The organism is Streptomyces sp. NPDC103540 (genome assembly GCF_055584445.1).
In genome coordinates this window covers 729,386-748,273 of record NZ_JBVJMA010000001.1, presented here as the reverse complement: position 1 = coordinate 748,273, position 18,888 = coordinate 729,386, and the positions used below count along the sequence as shown (strand labels likewise).

The following is an 18,888-nucleotide window of genomic DNA, read 5'->3' as shown; positions in this document are numbered from 1 at the left end:
CCACCCTGGGACGCATGAACCCGTACGCCGCACTCCCCATCGCCCCCGAGGCGCTCGCCGCACTGCGCTCGCGCGACGACGCCGACCGCCCCTGCCTGCCGTACACCGACCCGGAGGGAGACGCTCCGCTGCGCTGCTGCCTGCGGCGGAGCCGGGCCGGAGAGCACATCGCGCTCGTCTCCTACGCCCCCCTGCGCCGCTGGGCGCGCGGCGCCGGCGTCGATCCGGGCGCCTACGACGAACAGGGCCCGGTGTTCATCCACGCCGAGGACTGCGGCGGCCCGGCCGCGGCGGACGGCCCGCCCTTCGCCCACCCCGGCGCGTTGCGCGCCGCCCGCCGCTACGACGCCCGGGGCCGGATCCTCGGCGGCCGGTTCCTCTCCCTCGGCGAGGAACCGGCCGCCGAGATCGAGGACGCCCTGACCGAGGCCTTCGCCGACCCGCGGACCGCCCTGGTCCACGTGCGCGCGGTCGAGTTCGGCTGCTTCCTCTTCGAGGTCCGAAGGCTCTGATCCCGGACGGGGACGCGGAAGGGGGCGGCGCCGGCGCGGCGCCGCCCCCCTCACGCGGGCCGGGGCGGGATCAGCCGCGCAGCTCCTCGGCGACGAGCTCCGCGATCTGCACGGCGTTCAGCGCCGCACCCTTGCGCAGGTTGTCGTTCGACAGGAACAGTGCGAGGCCGTTGTCGACGGTCTCGTCCACGCGGATGCGGCCCACGTACGAGGCGTCCTTGCCGGCGGCCTGGAGGGGCGTGGGGATCTCGGACAGCTCGACGCCGGGCGCGTCCTTCAGCAGCTCGTAGGCGCGCTCGACGGAGACCGGGCGGGCGAAACGGGCGTTGACCTGGAGGGAGTGGCCGGAGAAGACGGGCACGCGCACGCAGGTGCCGGAGACCTTGAGCTCCGGGATCTCCAGGATCTTGCGGGACTCGTTGCGGAGCTTCTGCTCCTCGTCGGTCTCGAAGGAGCCGTCGTCGACCAGGTTGCCCGCGAGGGGGACCACGTTGTACGCGATGGGCCGCTTGTAGACCTGCGGCTCGGGGAAGTCGAGGGCCTCGCCGTCGAAGGTCAGCTGGTCGGCGGCCTCGGAGAGCGCGCAGGCCTGGCCCTTGAGCTCGGCGACGCCGGCCAGGCCGGAGCCGGACACGGCCTGGTAGGTGGTGGCGACCAGGGCGGTCAGGCCGGCCTCCTCGTGCAGCGGGCGCAGCACGGGCATCGCGGCCATGGTGGTGCAGTTCGGGTTCGCGATGATGCCCTTGGGGCGGTTCTTGATCGCGTGCGGGTTGACCTCGGAGACCACGAGCGGGACCTCGGGGTCGCCGCGCCAGGCGGAGGAGTTGTCGATCACGACGGCGCCCTGGGAGGCGACCTTCTCGGCGAGGGCCCGGGAGGTGGCGCCGCCGGCCGAGAACAGCACGATGTCCAGGCCGGAGTAGTCGGCCGCGGAGGCGTCCTCGATGGTGATCTCGCGGCCCTCCCACTCCACGGTGGAGCCCGCCGAACGGGCCGAGGCGAACAGCCGCAGCTCGTCCACCGGGAACTTCCGCTCGGCCAGAATGCCGCGCATGACTCCGCCGACCTGTCCGGTGGCTCCGACGATTCCGACCCTCACGGTGACTCCTTTTGGTACGTACGACGCGGGCGCGCGTGAGGCCATCATGCGTTCGACCCCACGAGCCTTGTCCAATCCATTGTCCGAGGTACGGACGGTGTCCCTCGTGTGAACCCGCGTGACGAGTCCGTGACGGCAGTGTTGCACGACCTCCGATGAGGCGTTTTGCCTGTTCAGGGCCGGTTAGCGTCCCTTCTGTCGCGTCCGCTATCCGGATGCGACGTACCAGAAGTCGAAACGCCGACCACGGGGAGAACCACCGTGCGGGACATCCGCCACCACCGCCGGTCCATACCGGCCCTCGCCGCCCTCGCGGCCGTCGCCGTCGCCGCGCCCGTCCTGATCGCCGCCGCTCCGGCGTCGGCCCACGAGCGCGCCCCGCGCGAGGGCCGGCTCGCCAAGGAGCTGGTCGAGGAGGTCACCGCGCGCGGCGCCTACCGCCACCTGGAGCGGTTCCAGAAGATCGCCGACGCCAACGGCGGCAACCGCGCCGCGGGCACCCCCGGCCACGCCGCCTCCGCCGCCTACGTCCACGACACCCTGAAGAAGGCCGGCTACCAGGTCTCCTACCAGGACTTCGACATCCACGAGGCGCACACCAGGACGGAGCGGACCACCCTCCTCGGCGCCGAACCGCGCGAGCTCGCCACGGCCGCCTTCACCTACACCAAGTCCACCCCCACCGGTGGACTGACCGCCCCGCTCGCCCTCGCCCGCGTGGACGACACCCCCGGCTGCACCGCCGACGACTACCCGGCGGGCGCGTTCGCCGGGAAGATCGCCCTGGTCAAGCGGGGCTCCTGCACCTTCGTGGAGAAGCAGAACGCCGCGGCGGCGGCCGGCGCCGTCGGCGTGATCGTCTACAACCACAGCGGCACCACCCCGGTCCGCGGCGGGTTCTCCACCCCGGCCGAGGGGATCATCCCGAGCGCCGGCATCACCCTGGCCGACGGCGAGGCGCTGACCGCCGCCGCCGCGAAGGGCGAGGTCCGGGTGCGCCTGGACCTGGACCAGGAGCACGTGAGGAAGACCACCCGCAACGTGATCGCCGAGACCCGCGGCGGTCGCGCCGACCGGGTGGTGACCGTGGGGGCCCACCTGGACTCCGTCGCCGAGGGACCGGGCATCAACGACAACGGCTCGGGCTCGGCCGGTCTGCTGGAGGTGGCCCTCAGGCTCGCCGACGAGGGGGCGAACAAGAAGGGCAAGGGCAAGCAGCCCGCCAACAAGGTGCGCTTCGCCTGGTGGTCGGCCGAGGAGCTGGGCCTGCTGGGCTCCGAGCACTACGTGGCGCAGTTGTCCGAGAAGCAGAAGAAGGACATCGCGCTCTACCTGAACTTCGACATGATCGCCTCGCCGAACCCGGCGCAGTTCGTCTACGACGGCGACGACTCGGACCGCACCGGAGCGGGCGCCGGCCCGGCCGGCTCGGCGCAGATCGAGGCGCTGATCAACGGCTTCCTCGACCGCAAGGGCAAGCCGCACGAGGGCAGCGACTTCGACGGCCGCTCCGACTACGGCCCGTTCATCGCGAACGGCATCCCGGCCGGCGGCACCTTCACGGGCGCCGAGGGCATCAAGACCCCGGAGCAGGCGAAGCGTTACGGCGGCAAGGCCGGGGCGCCGTACGACCCGAACTACCACGGGGCGGGCGACGACCTGAGGAACATCGACCTGGGGGCCTTCGACACCAACCTCGACGTGATCGCCCACGCGGTGGGCACCTACGCCCAGGACCTGAGCTCGCTCGGGAAGTGACGCGGTGACGCCGTGACGCCGTGACGCGGTGACGCGTCGGCGGCGGCGGGGGAATCCGGCCCGGGGGGCGGGGGAAAACGACGAAGGGGCGGGCGCCCGATGCGGGCGCCCGCCCCTCCGTCATGCGCTCACGCGGTCATGCCCTTACGGGAGGACCTTGTCGATCTGCACGCTGCCGGTGCCGGCGGCGGTGCCGCGGCCGTTGAGCAGCTGGACCTGGCCGAAGAACTGACGGCCCTCGGGGGCCGCGCTGTTGACCAGGACCTTCGCCGAGACCTGCGCCGAGGCGCCGGTGGCGAGGTTCACCGTGGCGGCCTCGTCGACCTGGACGGAGCCCAGACCGGCCGAGAAGAACACGTCGCGGTAGTCGTACGTGGTGGTGCCGGCCGGGACCGCGTAACCGATCACCTTGACGGTGTAGGTGCCGGCGGCCGGCTTGACCAGGCTCACGGCCTCCTCGGAGTCGCCGTCGGCGGCCGAGCCGACCTTGACGCCGTCCTTGTAGACCTCGAGGTCGAGGTCGGCGCCCGTGTCGGAGACCTTGCCGATCGCGACGTCGAGGCGCGAGACGCCCTCGCCGATCGTGACCTCGGAGGTGTGGGTCTCACCGTTGGCGATGGTCGGCTTGGCGACCTTCGCGCTGCCGAGCGGGCCACCGGCGAGCTTGCCGCCGGAGATGGCCGCGGCCTCGTTCTTGACGGTCCACTGGACCGGCGCCGGGGTGCCCTGCTTGACCTCGGGCAGGACCTTCACGGCCGGGTCGAAGCTCGCGCCGAGCACCGAGATGTCCAGCTTGAACGGGTTGTCGAGCAGCGGCGACGTACGGCGCGACTCGACCTCGATCTCCCAGACGCCCGGGACCGGCTCGTTGTACGAGCGCAGGTCGGGGCGGCAGGTGTTCGCCGGGTTGTCGTAGTTCGGGTAGCACTGCGTGGTCGCGCTGTCCTCGACGCCCACACCGTACGGGTGGATCGAGATGAAGCGCGTCTGGCTGCCCGGCTTCAGACCGCCGAGGGCGACCTCGAGGGTCTTGGTGCCCTGGGGGACGGTGACGAAGTACGACTTGTGGCTGTTGCGCTGGACGGAGGAGGTGTCCGACAGCTTGAAGGACGGCTTCGCCAGCGGGGTGGAGGCGACGACCGTGGCGAGGACCTGCTTGTCGATGCCCTCGGTGGTCGGGTCGTCGAGCTGGAGGATGCCGCTGTGGACGCCGGCCGACTTGACGTTGGCCTCGACCTTGATGGTGACGGGCTTGTTCAGCGGCAGCGTGACGTAGTCGTAGCCGCCGATGACCTTGAAGCCGTCGTTGGTGCGCCAGCTCAGGTTGTGGCGGGTGCCGTACTTGACGCCGGTGGTGCGGGTGACGACGACGTCGTAGACCTTCTTCTGGCCGACCTTCAGGCCGCCCTCGCGGTCGTAGATGCCGGTGCCGAAGCCCGGGGTCTTCAGGAACTGGTCGATCGCGGTGTCGACCGGCGCCTTGACGGTGAACTCCTCGGCCTTGGCGCCACGCTGGATGGCCTCCCAGGCGGCGGGGACGTTGAGCAGACCGGAGCCCTGGGCGTGCGCCGGGACGTCGTCGATCTTCTTCGCCGAGCTGGTGAGCGCGACGCGCAGGTTCGCCGGCTTCAGGGCGATGTTCGCCTGCTTGGCGGCGGAGATGAGCAGGGCGCTCGCGCCTGCGGCCTGCGGCGAGGACATCGAGGTGCCCTGGAGCATGCCGTAACCGGCCGGCAGGTTGTAGCCGGCCTCCTTCACGGGGGCGCCGGGCAGCCAGGTCTGGATGGTGTTGATGGCCGCGCCGGGGGCGGTGATGGTCGGCGTGAAGCCGCCGTCCTCACGCGGACCGCGCGAGGAGAACGGGAACATGTTGTACTTCTTGCTCACGCCGGAGCCGTAGTTGGCGGCCCAGGTCTCCTTGGAGACCGCCGCGCCCACGGAGACGACCTTGTCGGCCAGGCCGGGGTCGCCGATGGTGTTGACGCCGGGACCCTCGTTGCCCGCCGAGATGACGAGCTGGACACCGTAGGTGTCGATGAGGTTCTTGTAGAGCTCCGAGCGGGCGTTGTTGCCGTCGTTGAGCGCCGGCAGGCCACCGATCGACATGTTGACGATGTCGACGCCGCGGTTGACGACGAGGTCGATCATGCCCTCGGTCAGCGCGATGTTGGTGCAGCCGCCGGACCAGGAGCAGGCGCGGGAGGAGACGAGCTTGGCGCCCGGGGCCTGGCCGTTCATCCGGCCGCCGAAGAGGCCGTTGGCGGCGGTGATGCCCGCGACGTGCGTGCCGTGCTCGGACTCGATGATGCCGATGTTGACGAAGTCGACCTTCTTGCCGACCCAGTCCCCGCCCAGCGGGTCCATCGGGACGTCCTTGCGGATCTCGATCACGAACGGGATGCGCTCGGCGACCTCGGTCGCCGGGTTGTCCGTGCCGAACCAGCCGATCTGGTAGCCGTCCTTGTACGGCTTCATCGGCTCGTTGTTCGTGAAGTCGTTGTCCTGGTCGGTGTCGACGCGGACGGTCCCGGCGACCGGGTCGTAGAGCATGCCGAACCGGTCGGTGGTGTCACCGTCGCGGTTGACGTCGCCCTTCATGTCACCGGTGGCGGTGATCGACTCGGTGAAGCGGCTCCACTGGAAGGTGCCCTCGGGGGCCTTCCAGTTGGCGCCGCCGGCGCTGAACGCGCCGCCCGCGGAGGTGACGGGGGTGACCTGGGGGCGCCAGGTCGCGTCGTTGTCCGTGATCGGGTCGGTCGCGGTGACCCAGTCGACGATCTTGCGCTCGCCGGTGGTGGTCTTCTGGAGCGCCGGGTGGCCGACGTCGACGCCCGAGTCCATGATGCCGATGGTCACGCCCCGGCCGTCGGCCGTGGGGTTCTTCTTGACGAAGTCCACCGAACCGGTCTCGAAGGACGGGTTGTACGGGTTCTTCGCCGGAGTGTTCTTGTCCGGCGCCGCGTACGTCTCGGAGGCGGTCTTCTTGACCGTTCCGGTCTCGCGGTCCGACTCCGGACGGGGGTCCGGCAGCTGGATCTCGTGGCGCAGGTCGACACCGTGCACGGAGTCGAGCTTGACGGCCGACTTCAGCGCGGCTTCCGCCCTGTCGGTCGGCAGGGTGGCGCGGACGTAGCCGAGCTGGTCGTACGTCCGGCCCACCGAGGCGCCCTGGACGGTACCGAGCTGGTCGGCGACCTGCTTGGTCTGTCCGGGGGCGGTCGCGACCATGACGGTGACGGTCGCGTCACCCTTGGCCTTGGCCTCCTGGAGCAGTTCGACGTCGGCCGAACCGAGCTTCTGGTCGGCCGACTTGACCGGCGGGGTGGCGGGGGTGGTGGGGCCGTCCGCCGCGAAGGCGGGCATCGCGCCGGTGGCGCACAGCGCGGCCACGAGGCCCGCGGCCGCCGCGACGCGGGCCACGCGCCTGGCGCCGGGTATCGCCCCGGTGGTGGAGCCGGTGGAGTCGAGGGTCATCAGCATCCCTGGCTAAGTGAAAGATACGGTCCGGAATTCGGTGCCGGATGACCGGTCAGCTTTGCGCAAGTGACAGCTGTTTGGGGAGTGTTGTTATTGACCGAGACCTGACATGGCGGAAACCCGCCGGCGCGGTGAACGCGCCGGCGGGGAGATACCCGGGCAGGATCGGGCGAAGCGAAGGGCTATTCGAGTCGATTTATCGACTTCTCGGCCTCAGTGGGCGGTCGGGTCGGGGTCGCGTCCCGCCATAGGTGTGACACATTCCGATCATTCAGCGCACGCGCGTGCGCGCGTAATGCCGGGACGCCTTCGCGCGGTTGCCGCACGCGGCCATCGAGCACCAGCGCCGGGTGCCGTTGCGCGAGGTGTCGTGGAAGTGCAGGACGCAGCTCTCGGAGGCGCACTTGCGGATCCGGTCGGGCGAACCGCCCAGCAGTTCCAGGTAGTCGCGGGCCGCGAGCCAGGCGGGCCCCCAGGCGGGATCGGCGAACTCGGCCCGCTCGCCCGGACCTTCGGCGGTGAGGGTGGCACGGATGCGCCCGTGCTCCAGGACCGCGTCGACCAGGGCGCGCGCGCCCGCGTCCGCCGGGTCGGCCACCGCGCGGGCGAGCGACTCGCGCGCGGTCAACAGGTGGACGAGGGTCGCGGCGTCGGCGCGGAAGCGGTCGGCCAGGCCGACGCCGTTCAGCCACACCGCCAGGCCCTCCACGCGGGTCAGCCCGAAGGCCCCGGCGAAGAGGTCCGCCACCGTGCCGTCGTGCATCCAGCGCGTGTTCAGCAGGTCGAGCGAGAGCGGCTCGCCCGTCAGGGGGCGGGGGTCGGGGGTGGTGTGCGCCGTCATGTCCGTCTCCTCGCTCGGCTAACCCCTCAAGGGTACGTGACCGGTTGACGCCTCCGCCCATAACCCTTAATCTCGATTTGAAAGGTTAGGGATCCCGGGGCCTCCGGGATCTCCTCCGCCTGGGGAAGGGAACCCGTCATGACGACCGCCGTCGGCTCGCTCCGTACCGGACACGTGGGCCTGAACGTCACCGACCTGGACCGCTCGCTCGCCTTCTACCGGCAGGCCCTGGGCTTCGACCTGCTCGGCGAGGGCAAGGAGGAGGACCGGCGCTTCGCCTTCCTCGGCCGGGACGGCGAGCTGGTCCTCACGCTCTGGCAGCAGGCCGCCGGCCCGTACGCGTCCACCGCGGCCGGTCTGCACCACCTCGCCTTCTCCGCGGACGCGGTCGAGGAGGTGCGGGCGTACGAGGAGCGGCTGCGCGGCCTGGGCGTCGCCTTCGCCCACGAGGGGGTCGTGGCCCACCGGGAGGGGTCCGCCTCGGGCGGGATCTTCTTCCACGACCCGGACGGGACCCGCCTGGAGATCTCCGTGTCCACCGGGGTCGAGGGCGCCTTTGCCCCCACGGGGTCCGCCCCCACCTGCGGGTTCTTCTAGGGCCTGTCGGGCTGCCGACGGGGCCGCCCGTTCGTCGTCGAAGAGGGGAGAGGGCCGTGGAGCGCTACCACCGGGGTTCGCTGGACGTACAGGAGAGGGTCGGCGTCCGGGAGGCGGCCGAGCACGTCGGCCGGGCGATCGGCGCGGACATCAAGGACGTCGCGGCGCGGTTCCTGACCGAACAGCCGCACCTGGTCGTCGGCGCGGCCGACGGGGAGGGCCGACTGTGGGCCTCGCTCATCGCCGGCGCGCCCGGGTTCGTCCGGGCGACCGCGCGGGACCGGATCGCGGTCCTCGGCGGTCCGCCGGTCGGGGACCCCCTCGCGGAGGCGCTCGCCCTGGCCGGTGCCCCGGTGGGCACCATCGCCCTCGACCCGCGCACCCGCCGCCGGATGCGGCTGAACGGGATGCTCGACGTCGCCCCGGGCGGTTTCGCGGTACGGGCGCGGCGGGTCTTCGCCAACTGCCCGAAGTACCTCCAGCGGCGACAGCCGGTGGAGCGGGTGCTCGAAGGGCCCGGAGTGCTGCGGCGCGGGCCGGCGCTCGTCCCGGACCAGGAGCGGGCGGTGCGCGCCGCCGACACCTTCTTCGTCGCCACCACCGACGGGGCCGACGGGTTCGACGCGAGCCATCGGGGCGGCATGCCCGGCTTCGTCGAGGTGCTCTCGCCGACGGAGCTGACCTGGCCGGACTACCCGGGCAACGCGATGTTCCTGACCCTGGGGAACCTGGCCGCCGACGAGCGGGCGGGCCTCCTGTTCCCCGACTGGGAGGGCGGGGGCGTGCTCCAGCTGAGCGGGCGGGCCCGGACCGAGTTCGGCGCGGACGGGCAGCGGCTCGTGCGCTTCACCGTGGACGCGGTCGTCGAGGCCCTGCACCCGGGGCGGCTGCGCTGGAGCGGGCCGGAGTACTCCCCGGCCAATCCGCCGCCGCCGGCTCACCGGGGCAGCACGACCAGGTAGGCGGCGGGTTCGCGGTCGTCGGAGGCGGTCAGGGCGGTGCGTACGACGGCCGCCTGCTGCTCCGGCCAGTCGCGCAGCTTGCGGGGGGTCAGGTACAGGACGGTCACCCCGAGGCGCTCCAGCGTCTCGCGCTTGCGGACCGCCTCCGCCCAGTCCTCGTCCTCGCCCTGGCGGGGCGCGCGGGTGTCGATCTCGACGGCCACGGCCTGCTCGGGCCAGTACGCGTCCACGCCGCCGAGGTGCGGGCCGCCGGGCAGGCGCAGGTCCACGTTCCAGACGGGCTCGGGGAGTTCGTAGCCGCGCACCAGTTGGTACAGCCGGTCCTCGGCGATGGCCCGGCCCTCGGCGAGGAGGGACTCGACGGCGTCGACCACGTGCGGTCGGTTCAGCAGCCGGGCCACGGTCAGCTCCCGGACGACGGCCGTCGGCTCGCAGTGCCCGGCCCGGACGGCCTCGCTGAGCACGCGGCGCACCGTGCCCGCGTCGGAGAGCTGCGCCACGGCGTCGGCGACGGCCCGCGCCACGGGGGCCACCGGCAGTCCGGTGACCTCCACCGGGCGGGGCGGGGTGTGCGCGCGGACGACGCGGACGTCGCCGGTGGAGCGCAGCCGACGGGTGTTCGGGACGAGCACGTCGATGTGCGAGAGGGCGAGCAGCGCGGGGGCGGAGGAGAACCGGTAGAGCGCGAGGGCGGCCAGCCCGGTGATCATCACCTCGCCGCTGCCGCGCCGGCCGGCGTACAGCAGGGCGGCGTGGAGCCGCTCCTCGCTGGTCGCGGGGCCGGAGTGGAGCAGGAACACCCCGGGCAGCACCTGCTGCCAGGGCCGGCCCGCCGCGTCGGAGGCGCTGACGCCGTGCTCGCGGAGCTGGGCGACCGTCAGGACGCGGGGGCGGCTGGCGGTGAGGTGGGCGAGGGGGAGGGGTGCGTTCTGGTTCATGACGCGGTGATTCCCTCAGGCCATGGCCTTGCTAACGCCTGTTACACGTTCGTCGACAAATGCGGACAAGACGGGGCTAAAGTACGGGCGTTCGACTGCCGATGACGTGCCCCCGTTCGGCCCCACCCTCTCCGGTCGCACCTCCGGGCCCCACCCCCTCGGAGCTGCCCCCCGGGCCCACCACCTCGGGCGCGGCACGGGACGGCCCCCGCCCCCGCCCCGCCCCGCCCCGGTGCGGGGTGGGGGCGGGGGCCGGTGCGCGTCGTCAGGCGTCGCGGGACTGGGCGCGCAGCGCGCGGGCCAGGTCGTCGCGGGACTCCAGGACCAGTCGCCGCAGCGCCGGCGCCGCGTCCGCGTGCGCCGCGAGCCAGGCGTCCGTCGCCTCCAGCGTGGCCGCGGAGTCCTGGAGCGAGGGGTAGAGCCCCTTCACCACGTGCATGCCGATCTGGATCGAGCGCCGTGCCCAGATGCCCTCGATCACCTCGAAGTAGCGGTCGGTGAACCCGGTCAGCAGGTCCCGGCGCGAGGGCTGCTGCATCCCGTCGATGGTCGCCTCGACCAGCGCGTTCGACAGCGCGTCCGACTCGACGACCGCCGCCCAGGCCTGGTCCTTGACCGCCGCCGAGGGCCGGGCCGCCAGGCACCGCACCTGGTGCCGCCTGCCCGAAGCCGTGTCGTCGCGCGCCAGTTCGGCCTCGATCGCGGCCTCGTCCACGGCGCCGTGCGCCGTCAGCGGCAGCAGGAAGTCCCACCGCAGCTCCTGGTCGACGTCGAGCCCGTCGATGCGCGCCGAACCGTCCAGCAGCCCCAGCAGCAGCTGGAAGTCCCCCTCGGAGGAGGCGCTCGCCGCGAAGAAGCGCGCCCAGGTCAGCTGGTGCTCCGAGCCGGGCTCGGCCAGCCGCAGTTCGTGCAGCGCGCCCGCCGCGAGCTCCCGCCCGCCGCGCTCGCGCCGCTCGGGCGCCGCGTAGTGCGTGACCGCCGTCAGCGCCTGCGCGTGCAGCATCTGGAGCACGCCGACGTCGCTCTCCCGGCCCGCGTGCGCCAGTACCAGCGACAGGAAGTCCCGCGCCGGCATCAGCGCGTCCCGCGTCAGGTTCCACAGCGCCGACCAGCACAGCGCCCGCGCCAGCGGGTCGGTCAGGTCGCCCAGGTGGGCCCGGAGCGTGTCCAGGGAGCCCTCGTCGAAGCGGATCTTGCAGTACGTGAGGTCGTCGTCGTTGACCAGGATCAGGTCGGGACGGTCCAGTCCGGCCAGTTCCGCCACCACCGTCCGGGCCCCGGCCACGTCCGTCTCGGCCCGCGCGTAGCGCACCAGCGTCCCGTCGGCCTCCAGCCGGTAGAGGCCGACCGCCACCCGGTGCGGGCGCAGTTCGTCGCCCTCCTGGAGGACCGCCAGCTCGGTGAGGCGGCCGGCGGCGTCGTAGGTCGCCACCGGGGTCAGCGTGTTCACCCCGGCCGTCTGGAGCCAGGCCCGCGACCACTGCGCCATGTCCCGCCCGGAGACCTCGGCGAGCACCGACAGCAGGTCCTGGAGGGTGGTGTTCCCGTAGGCGTGCGCCTTGAAGTAGCGGCGGGCGCCCTCCAGGAAGGCCTCCCGGCCCACGTAGGCGACGAGCTGCTTGAGGACCGCCGCGCCCTTGGCGTAGGTGATCCCGTCGAAGTTCAGCTTGGCGTCCTCCAGGTCACGGATGTCGGCCGTGATCGGGTGGGTGGAGGGCAGCTGGTCGGCCCGGTAGGCCCAGGCCTTGCGGTTGTTGGCGAAGGTCACCCAGGCCTGGTCGAAGCGGGTGGCCTCGGCCAGCCCGAAGGAGCCCATGAAGTCCGCGAAGGACTCCTTCAGCCACAGGTCGTCCCACCACTTCATGGTGACCAGGTCGCCGAACCACATGTGGGCCATCTCGTGCAGGATCGTGTTGCACCGGCGCTCGTAGGAGGCCTGCGTCACCTTGCCCCGGAAGATGTACTCCTCGCGGAAGGTCACCATCCCCGGGTTCTCCATCGCGCCCAGGTTGTACTCCGGCACGAAGGCCTGGTCGTACTTCCCGAAGGGGTAGGGGTAGTCGAAGATCTCGTGGAAGAGGTCGAAGCCCTGCTTGGTGACGAGGAACACCTCGTCGGCGTCGAAGTGCTTCGCGAGCCCCTTGCGGCACATCGCGCCGAGCGGGATCGTCAGGTCCCCGCGCGTGTAGGTGTCCGTCACGTAGTGGTACGGCCCCGCGACCACGCAGGTGATGTACGTGGAGATCGGCGCGGTCTCGGCGAAGCGGCGGGTGAGCCCCTCGCGGGACTCCTCGACGCCGTTGCTCCACACCTGCCAGCCCTCGGGCGCGGTCACCTCGAAGCGGTACGGGGCCTTCAGGTCCGGCTGCTCGAAGTTGGCGTACACGCGGCGGGCGTCCGCCGGCTCGTACTGGGTGTAGAGGTAGACCTCGCCGTCCTCCGGGTCGACGAAGCGGTGCATGCCCTCGCCGGTGCGGCTGTAGGCGCAGTTCGCGTCCACCACCAGCGTGTTCTCGGACGCGAGGTCGGCCAGGGCGATGCGCGCGCCGTCGAAGACCTCGGCCGGGTCCAGGGCGCGGCCGTTGAGGGTGACGGAGTTCACGGAGGGGGCGATGAGGTCCGCGAAGGAGGAGGCGCCCGGGGCGGCGGACCGGAACCGGACGGTGGTCACCGACCGGAAGGTGCGGGGACCCTCGGACGGTTCGGCCTCGTCCACCGCCGACGTCAGGTCGAGCACCACCTCGTACCCGTCGACGGACAGCAGCTCGGCCCGCTCGCGGGCCTCCTCGCGGGAAAGGTTCTCACCGGGCACGTGCACTCCTTCGTGCGTGATCGCGTTCTTCGGTTCGAATCCTCCCACGGGGGAATGCGGGCGGGCCCGGTCTGGTTGGCGATGGGGATGGTGACGAGCAACGCCTTATGACACGAGGAGAGACATGGCCGACACTCAGGTGAGCGAGAAGACCCCGGTCGACTTCTGGTTCGACCCGCTCTGCCCCTGGGCCTGGATGACGTCGCGTTGGGTGCTCGAGGTCGAGAAGCTCCGCGACATCGAGGTGCGCTGGCACGTGATGAGCCTGGGCGTGCTCAACGAGAACAAGCTCGACGAGCTGCCGGAGTCCTACCGCAAGCTGCTGGGCCCCGAGGCCTGGATCCCCGTACGCGTGGTGACCGCCGCCGAGCAGAAGTACGGCAAGGAGATCACCGGCAAGCTCTACACCGCGCTCGGCACCCGCATCCACAACCAGGGCCGCGGCAACACCCACGAGGTCATCGTGGAGGCCCTGGAAGAGGTCGGCCTCCCCGCGGAGCTGGCGAAGTTCGGCACGACCGACACCTTCGACGCGGAGCTGCGCGCCTCGCACAACGACGGCATCGAGCGCGTCGGCCAGGAGGTCGGCACCCCGGTGATCTCCGTGCCCGGCTCGGACGGCAAGGACGTGGCCTTCTTCGGCCCGGTCGTCACGCCCACCCCGCGCGGCGAGGACGCCGCCCGCCTGTGGGACGGCACCCTCCTGGTCGCCTCCACCCCCGGCTTCTTCGAGATCAAGCGGACCCGCGACAAGGGCCCCAGCTTCGAGTAGTCGGTACCCGACGCGTACGAAGGCCCCCCGCGAGTCACGTCCTCGCGGGGGGCCTTCGCTGTACACGTCCGCCGGTGAAGGTTGAGAAGACGATCACGAGGCGGACGGGCCTGTGGACGAGCCGGAGATCAGCCCTTGACGGGGATCAGCAGCGGGGTGTTCGCCTTGGCGTCGGTGTAACGCTTCGCCACGTCCTGCCAGTTGACGACGTTCCACATGGCCTCGATGAAGTCCACCTTCTGGTTCTTGTACTGAAGGTAGAAGGCGTGCTCCCAGGCGTCGAAGACCAGGATCGGGGTGCTGGCCACGCCGATGTTGCCCTGGTGGTCGTAGACCTGCTCGACGACCAGACGGCCGCTGACCGGCTCGTAGGCGAGCACGCCCCAGCCGGAGCCCTGCGTGGCGGAGGACGCGAAGGTCAGCTGCTTCTTGAACTTCGCGAAGGAGCCGAAGGACTCGGTGATCGCGTCAGCCAGGTCGCCCAGACCGTCGGCCGCGGTCGGCTCGCCGCCGCCCTCGCCGGTCTTCGGGCTGGCCATGTTGTGCCAGTAGATGCTGTGCAGGATGTGGCCGGAGAGGTGGAACGCGAGGTTCTTCTCAAGGCCGTTGAGAGCGCCCCAGTTCTCCTTGTCGCGGGCCTCCGCCAGCTGCTCCAGCGTGTTGTTGGCGCCGGTGACGTAGGCCGCGTGGTGCTTGTCGTGGTGCAGCTCGATGATCTGCGGGTTGATCACCGGCTCCAGCGCCGCGTAGTCGTACGGAAGCTCAGGAAGCGTGTAGATGGCCATGCGTGTATTCCGGTCCCCTCAGCGTGCCAATCGCTAATTGCAATTAATGCGCAACTGCACGCTAGCAGTATCTATTCCGGCCCACGAGTAAGGGTCACCTCTCTTGTCGCTCCCCACGGAACGGCGGAGGCCGGGCCCATGCGATCGCATGGGCCCGGCCTCCGACCTGCCGTTCGGTGCGGTACTGACGGGGTGTGGGGCGCACCGGACGGAAGCCTCTATCCGGCCGGCGACGGCCGACCGTGCTCCTCGCGGGCCTGCGCCCGACGCTGCATCACGTACCCGGTGGCGGCGAGGGCCACGGTCAGGCCGCCGGTGAAGAGCACCTGCACCCGGGTGTCCCCGTCGAGCGCCATCAGGACCAGCACGCCGACGACTCCGGCCAGCGCGACCCACGTCAGGTAGGGGAAGCCCCACATCTTCACGACGAGCCTCTCGGGGGCCTCGCGCTCCAGCCGGCGGCGCAGCACGAACTGGGAGACGGCGATGAAGCCCCAGACGATGAGGATGACGCCGCCGACCATGTTCAGCAGCCAGGCGAAGAGGGTGTCCGGGTACCAGTAGGAGAGGAGCACGGTGACGAAGCCGAAGCCGGAGGAGGCGAGCACGGCCCGGCGCGGCACGCGGCCGCTGACCTTGGCCAGCGCCTTGGGGCCCTGGCCCCGGGAGACCAGCGAGTAGGCCATGCGGGAGGAGCCGTAGATGTTGGCGTTCATCGCGGACAGCAGGGCGATCAGGATGACCACGTTCATGATCTGGCCGGCGGCCGGGATGCCCAGGTGGTCCAGGGTGGCCGCGTAGGGGCCCTGTCCGGTGACGGCCGGGTCGTTCCACGGCAGCAGGGTGACGATGACCAGCATCGAGCCGACGTAGACGATCGCGATGCGCCACATGGTGGTCTTCACGGCCTTGGCCACGCCCTTGACCGGGTCGGCGGACTCGGCGGCGGCGATGGTCACCGTCTCCAGGCCGCCGTACGCGACGACGGACGCGAGCAGACCGACCAGCAGGCCGTCGATCCCGTTCGGCAGGAAGCCGCCGTCGTGCAGCAGGTTCGCGGAGCCGGGGGAGGCGGTGCCGGGCAGCAGGCCCAGGATCGCCAGGGTGCCCAGGCCCAGGAAGAGGGCGATGGCGCCGATCTTGAGGGCGGCGAACCAGAACTCGAACTCGCCGAAGTTGGAGACGGCCGCCAGGTTGCTGCCGCAGAAGAAGGCCATGAAGACCAGCACCCACATCCACGACGGGGTGCCGGGGAACCAGCCCGTCATGATGTGCGCCGCGCCGATCGCCTCGATCGCCACGCCCACGCACAGCAGGGTCCAGAACATCCAGCCCGCCGTGAAGCCGGCCCAGGGGCCGATGGCCCGGTCGGCGTGGACGGAGAAGGAGCCGGAGGCCGGGTTGGCCGCGGACATCTCGCCCAGCATCCGCATCACGAACATCACCAGCAGCCCCGAGGCGGCGTACGCCAGCACGATCGAGGGACCGGCGGCCGCGATGCCGGCGCCCGAGCCGACGAAGAGGCCCGCGCCGATGACCCCGCCGAGGGCGATCATCGAGAGGTGGCGCTGCTTGAGGCCGTTGCCGAGGGGGGAGGTGCCCGCGGGGTGCGGGGCCTGCGGCCGTTCGGGGGGAGCGAGGGTGCCGTTCTGGCTCATGGGAGGGGACCTGTCCGGTGTGCGGGGGTCGTGCGCGTTCTCGTGGTGAGGCGCCCCAGTCTGCCGACTGTCCGATTACCGGACGTTTTCTGTCCGCTATCCGGACTCCGGGTTCACGGATGGTGAGCGCGTCCGTACGCTCGCGGGGGCCCGGTGGAAGGCGCCGGGCCTTGCGCGAGAGGGGTACGGCGATGGGCGACACCGTCAGGGACATGGGCTCCACCGGCCGGGGCGTGCTCGTCACCGGCGCCTCCCGGGGCATCGGCCGGGCGGTCGCGGCGGCGTTCGCGCGCCAGGGGGACCGGGTCGCGGTGCACTGCTCCGCGCCGGGCCCGGACGCCGAGGCCACCCTCGCCGCGCTGGAGGGGGAGTGGCACGTGCTGCTCGCGGCCGACCTGGCCGACCCCGCGCGGGTGGAGGCCCTGGCCGACGAGGCCGAGGAACTGCTCGGCGGGGTGGACGTGCTCGTCAACAACGCGGCCGTGATGGTCGCGCACCCGCCCGCCACGACCTCGTACGCGCGGTGGCAGGAGGCCTGGCGGCGCACCGTCGACGTGAACCTGTTCGGCGCCGCGAACCTCAGCCACCGCGTGGCCCGCCACATGATCGACGGGGGCCGTCCGGGCCGCATCGTCAACGTCGGCTCGCGCGGGGCCTTCCGGGGCGAACCCGACCACCCCGCCTACGGGGCCACCAAGGCCGCGCTCCACGCACTGGGCCAGTCCCTCGCCCTGGCCCTGGCCCCGCACGGGATCGCCGTCGCCTCCGTGGCCCCCGGCTTCGTCGCCACCGAACGGGTCGCCGGCCGGCTGGAGGGGGCCGAGGGGGCGGACATCCGGGCCCAGAGCCCCTTCGGCCGGGTCGCGGAGCCCGAGGAGATCGCCTCGGCCGTGCTCTACCTGGCCTCACCCGGCGCGGTGTGGAGCTCGGGCGCGATCCTCGACGTCAACGGCGCCTCCCACCTGCGCACCTGACGGCCGCGCACACTCGGCCGCGGCGTGCGCCGCCCCGCACCCGCACCCGCGCCCGGACGCGCCGGACCCCCGCGCCGTCGGGCGGCGCGGGGGTCCGGGGTGAGGGGTTCGGGGGTGGGCGTACGGGGGTGAGGCGTACGGGGATCCGGGGTCAGGCGGCCTCGGCCTTGCGGGCGCGGATCTCCCGCACCCACGCCACCAGCAGCACGGCCGCCGCCGCGCCGGTGGACCACAGCAGCTGCGGTCGCGCCGAGTCGTCGAACAGCATCAGCACCAGCACCGCCGCCATCCCCAGCAGCGCCGTCCACGTCAGGTAGGGGAACAGCCACATCCGCAGCGTCAGGCGCTCCGGCATGTCCCGCTCCAGCTTCGGCCGCAGGCGCAGCTGCGAGACGGCGATCAGCGCCCACACGAACAGCAGCACCGCGCCGACCGCGTTCAGCATGTAGAGGAAGACCGTGTCCGGCCACAGCAGGTTCAAGACCACCGACACGAACCCGAAGGCCACCGAGGCGAACACCGCCCGGCGCGGCACCCCGCCGCCGGAGACCTTCAGCAGGGCCCTCGGCGCCTCGCCCCGCTCGGCGAGCGAGAAGATCATGCGCGAGGAGCCGTAGAGGTTCGCGTTCAGCGCCGACAGCAGCGCCACGAACACCACGATGTTCATGATCTGACCGGCCGCGGGGATGCCGATGGAGTCGAGGACGGCCACGTACGGGCTCTGGCCCGGCTCCAGGGAGTCCCACGGCAGCAGGGTCACGATGACCAGCATCGAGCCGACGTAGAAGAAGAGGATGCGCCACACCGCGCTGCGCACGGCGCGGGCCACCGAACGGGCCGGGTCGTCGGACTCGGCCGCCGCGATGGTGACGACCTCCAGGCCGCCGAAGGCGAAGATGACGGCGAGCATGCCGGCGACGACCCCGCCGAAGCCGGCCGGGAAGAAGCCGCCGTCACCGGTCAGGTGGGCCAAGCCGACCGGGTCCGTGTCGGGGAGCAGGCCGAAGATCGCCAGGGTGCCCAGGATCAGGAACAGCACGATCGCGCCGACCTTGAGGGCGGCGAACCAGAACTCGAACTCGCCGAAGTTCTTCACGGCCGCGAGGTTGCTGACGGTGAAGACCACCATGAAGATCAGCACCCAGACCCACTGGTCGACCGAGGGCAGCCAGCCGTTCGCGATCTTCGCGGCGCCGGTGGCCTCCACGGCGAGCACCACGACCAGCAGGAACCAGTACAGCCAGCCCGCCGAGAAGCCGGCCCAGCGGCCGAGCGCCTTCTCGGCGTAGACGGAGAACGAGCCCGAGGCGGGCATCGCGGCCGACATCTCGCCGAGCGCCCGCATCACCAGCATCGCGAGCGCGCCCGCGAGCAGGTACGAGCAGATGATCGCCGGCCCGGCGATGCCGATGCCGGCGCCGGAGCCGACGAAGAGACCGGCGCCGATGACGCCGCCGAGCCCCAGCATGGTCAGGTGGCGCTGCTTGAGGCTGTGGCTCAGGGGTTCCGGGGGCAGGTCGGTGTCGACGTCGGGTGGTTCGGGCAGGCGGTCGCGCATGAGGATGCTCGTACTCTCGATCGGCCAAGCGGCGCCGTGGGGCTGTGGGGCCGCACCAGGGGTCGGCGGGGGATGGGCAACGGTTGGCGGGAACCTACAGTCTGGCTGGAGGACGGCTGTAGGAGCAAAAAGGACGTGTCGTAGA

At 71.7% G+C, this 18,888-nt stretch carries 14 protein-coding genes; 6 read left to right on the top strand and 8 right to left on the bottom strand.

The window, feature by feature from the left end:
- Nucleotides 1-14: 14 nt before the first annotated feature.
- Nucleotides 15-512, top strand: a complete 498-nt coding sequence (locus ACZ6ZI_RS03345) for a DUF1203 domain-containing protein (RefSeq protein WP_469515139.1) — start codon at nucleotides 15-17, stop codon at nucleotides 510-512.
- Nucleotides 513-582: 70 nt separating this feature from the next.
- Here the strand turns inward: ACZ6ZI_RS03345 and ACZ6ZI_RS03340 are convergent, their stop codons facing one another.
- A complete protein-coding gene (locus ACZ6ZI_RS03340; protein ID WP_469515134.1) occupies nucleotides 583-1,611 on the bottom strand; it encodes an aspartate-semialdehyde dehydrogenase in 1,029 nt (342 codons plus the stop codon).
- A 261-nt stretch (nucleotides 1,612-1,872) separates the two neighbouring features.
- Here ACZ6ZI_RS03340 and ACZ6ZI_RS03335 point away from each other — a divergent pair, with 261 nt between their 5' ends.
- Nucleotides 1,873-3,369 carry a M28 family metallopeptidase gene (locus tag ACZ6ZI_RS03335; RefSeq protein WP_469515131.1) on the top strand — a complete coding sequence of 499 codons (1,497 nt, stop codon included), beginning with the start codon at nucleotides 1,873-1,875 and terminating at the stop codon, nucleotides 3,367-3,369.
- Nucleotides 3,370-3,513: 144 nt separating this feature from the next.
- Here ACZ6ZI_RS03335 and ACZ6ZI_RS03330 read toward each other — a convergent pair whose 3' ends face one another.
- Together ACZ6ZI_RS03330 and ACZ6ZI_RS03325 are read right to left on the bottom strand one after the other, a co-directional pair.
- Entirely contained in the window at nucleotides 3,514-6,843 is a 3,330-nt protein-coding gene (locus ACZ6ZI_RS03330) for a S8 family serine peptidase (protein ID WP_469515127.1), read from the bottom strand.
- Nucleotides 6,844-7,117: 274 nt separating this feature from the next.
- Nucleotides 7,118-7,687, bottom strand: a complete 570-nt coding sequence (locus ACZ6ZI_RS03325; protein WP_469515125.1) for a CGNR zinc finger domain-containing protein — start codon at nucleotides 7,685-7,687, stop codon at nucleotides 7,118-7,120.
- Nucleotides 7,688-7,825: 138 nt separating this feature from the next.
- On the opposite strand from ACZ6ZI_RS03325, the gene ACZ6ZI_RS03320 reads away from it, so the two are divergent.
- Both ACZ6ZI_RS03320 and ACZ6ZI_RS03315 read left to right on the top strand, forming a co-directional pair.
- A complete protein-coding gene (locus tag ACZ6ZI_RS03320) occupies nucleotides 7,826-8,284 on the top strand; it encodes a VOC family protein (protein ID WP_469515123.1) in 459 nt (152 codons plus the stop codon).
- Between the two features lie 56 nt (nucleotides 8,285-8,340).
- The gene (locus ACZ6ZI_RS03315; RefSeq protein WP_469515119.1) at nucleotides 8,341-9,246 is read left to right on the top strand and encodes a pyridoxamine 5'-phosphate oxidase family protein; all 906 of its coding nucleotides are present in this window, start codon (nucleotides 8,341-8,343) and stop codon (nucleotides 9,244-9,246) included.
- Here the strand turns inward: ACZ6ZI_RS03315 and ACZ6ZI_RS03310 are convergent.
- Nucleotides 9,222-10,184, bottom strand: a complete 963-nt coding sequence (locus tag ACZ6ZI_RS03310; RefSeq protein ID WP_469515116.1) for a hypothetical protein — start codon at nucleotides 10,182-10,184, stop codon at nucleotides 9,222-9,224. The genes ACZ6ZI_RS03315 and ACZ6ZI_RS03310 overlap by 25 nt on opposite strands.
- A 265-nt stretch (nucleotides 10,185-10,449) precedes the next feature.
- Complete coding sequence (gene pepN / locus ACZ6ZI_RS03305; protein WP_469515113.1) at nucleotides 10,450-12,996, bottom strand: aminopeptidase N; 2,547 nt, start codon at nucleotides 12,994-12,996, stop codon at nucleotides 10,450-10,452.
- Between the two features lie 124 nt (nucleotides 12,997-13,120).
- Between pepN and ACZ6ZI_RS03300 the strand changes: the two genes are divergently transcribed.
- The gene (locus ACZ6ZI_RS03300) at nucleotides 13,121-13,768 is read left to right on the top strand and encodes a mycothiol-dependent nitroreductase Rv2466c family protein (protein ID WP_469515109.1); all 648 of its coding nucleotides are present in this window, start codon (nucleotides 13,121-13,123) and stop codon (nucleotides 13,766-13,768) included.
- Nucleotides 13,769-13,896: 128 nt separating this feature from the next.
- On the opposite strand, the gene ACZ6ZI_RS03295 is transcribed toward ACZ6ZI_RS03300, so the two are convergent.
- Nucleotides 13,897-14,553: a superoxide dismutase gene (locus ACZ6ZI_RS03295; protein WP_363054321.1), complete on the bottom strand. Its 657-nt coding sequence runs from the start codon at nucleotides 14,551-14,553 to the stop codon at nucleotides 13,897-13,899.
- A gap of 218 nt (nucleotides 14,554-14,771) precedes the next feature.
- A complete protein-coding gene (locus ACZ6ZI_RS03290; RefSeq protein ID WP_469515105.1) occupies nucleotides 14,772-16,211 on the bottom strand; it encodes an amino acid permease in 1,440 nt (479 codons plus the stop codon).
- Nucleotides 16,212-16,402: 191 nt separating this feature from the next.
- Between ACZ6ZI_RS03290 and ACZ6ZI_RS03285 the strand changes: the two genes are divergently transcribed.
- The gene (locus tag ACZ6ZI_RS03285; RefSeq protein ID WP_469515101.1) at nucleotides 16,403-17,185 is read left to right on the top strand and encodes an SDR family NAD(P)-dependent oxidoreductase; all 783 of its coding nucleotides are present in this window, start codon (nucleotides 16,403-16,405) and stop codon (nucleotides 17,183-17,185) included.
- Nucleotides 17,186-17,336: 151 nt separating this feature from the next.
- Here the strand turns inward: ACZ6ZI_RS03285 and ACZ6ZI_RS03280 are convergent, their stop codons facing one another.
- Nucleotides 17,337-18,743: an amino acid permease gene (locus ACZ6ZI_RS03280; protein WP_469515097.1), complete on the bottom strand. Its 1,407-nt coding sequence runs from the start codon at nucleotides 18,741-18,743 to the stop codon at nucleotides 17,337-17,339.
- Nucleotides 18,744-18,888: the final 145 nt, after the last annotated feature.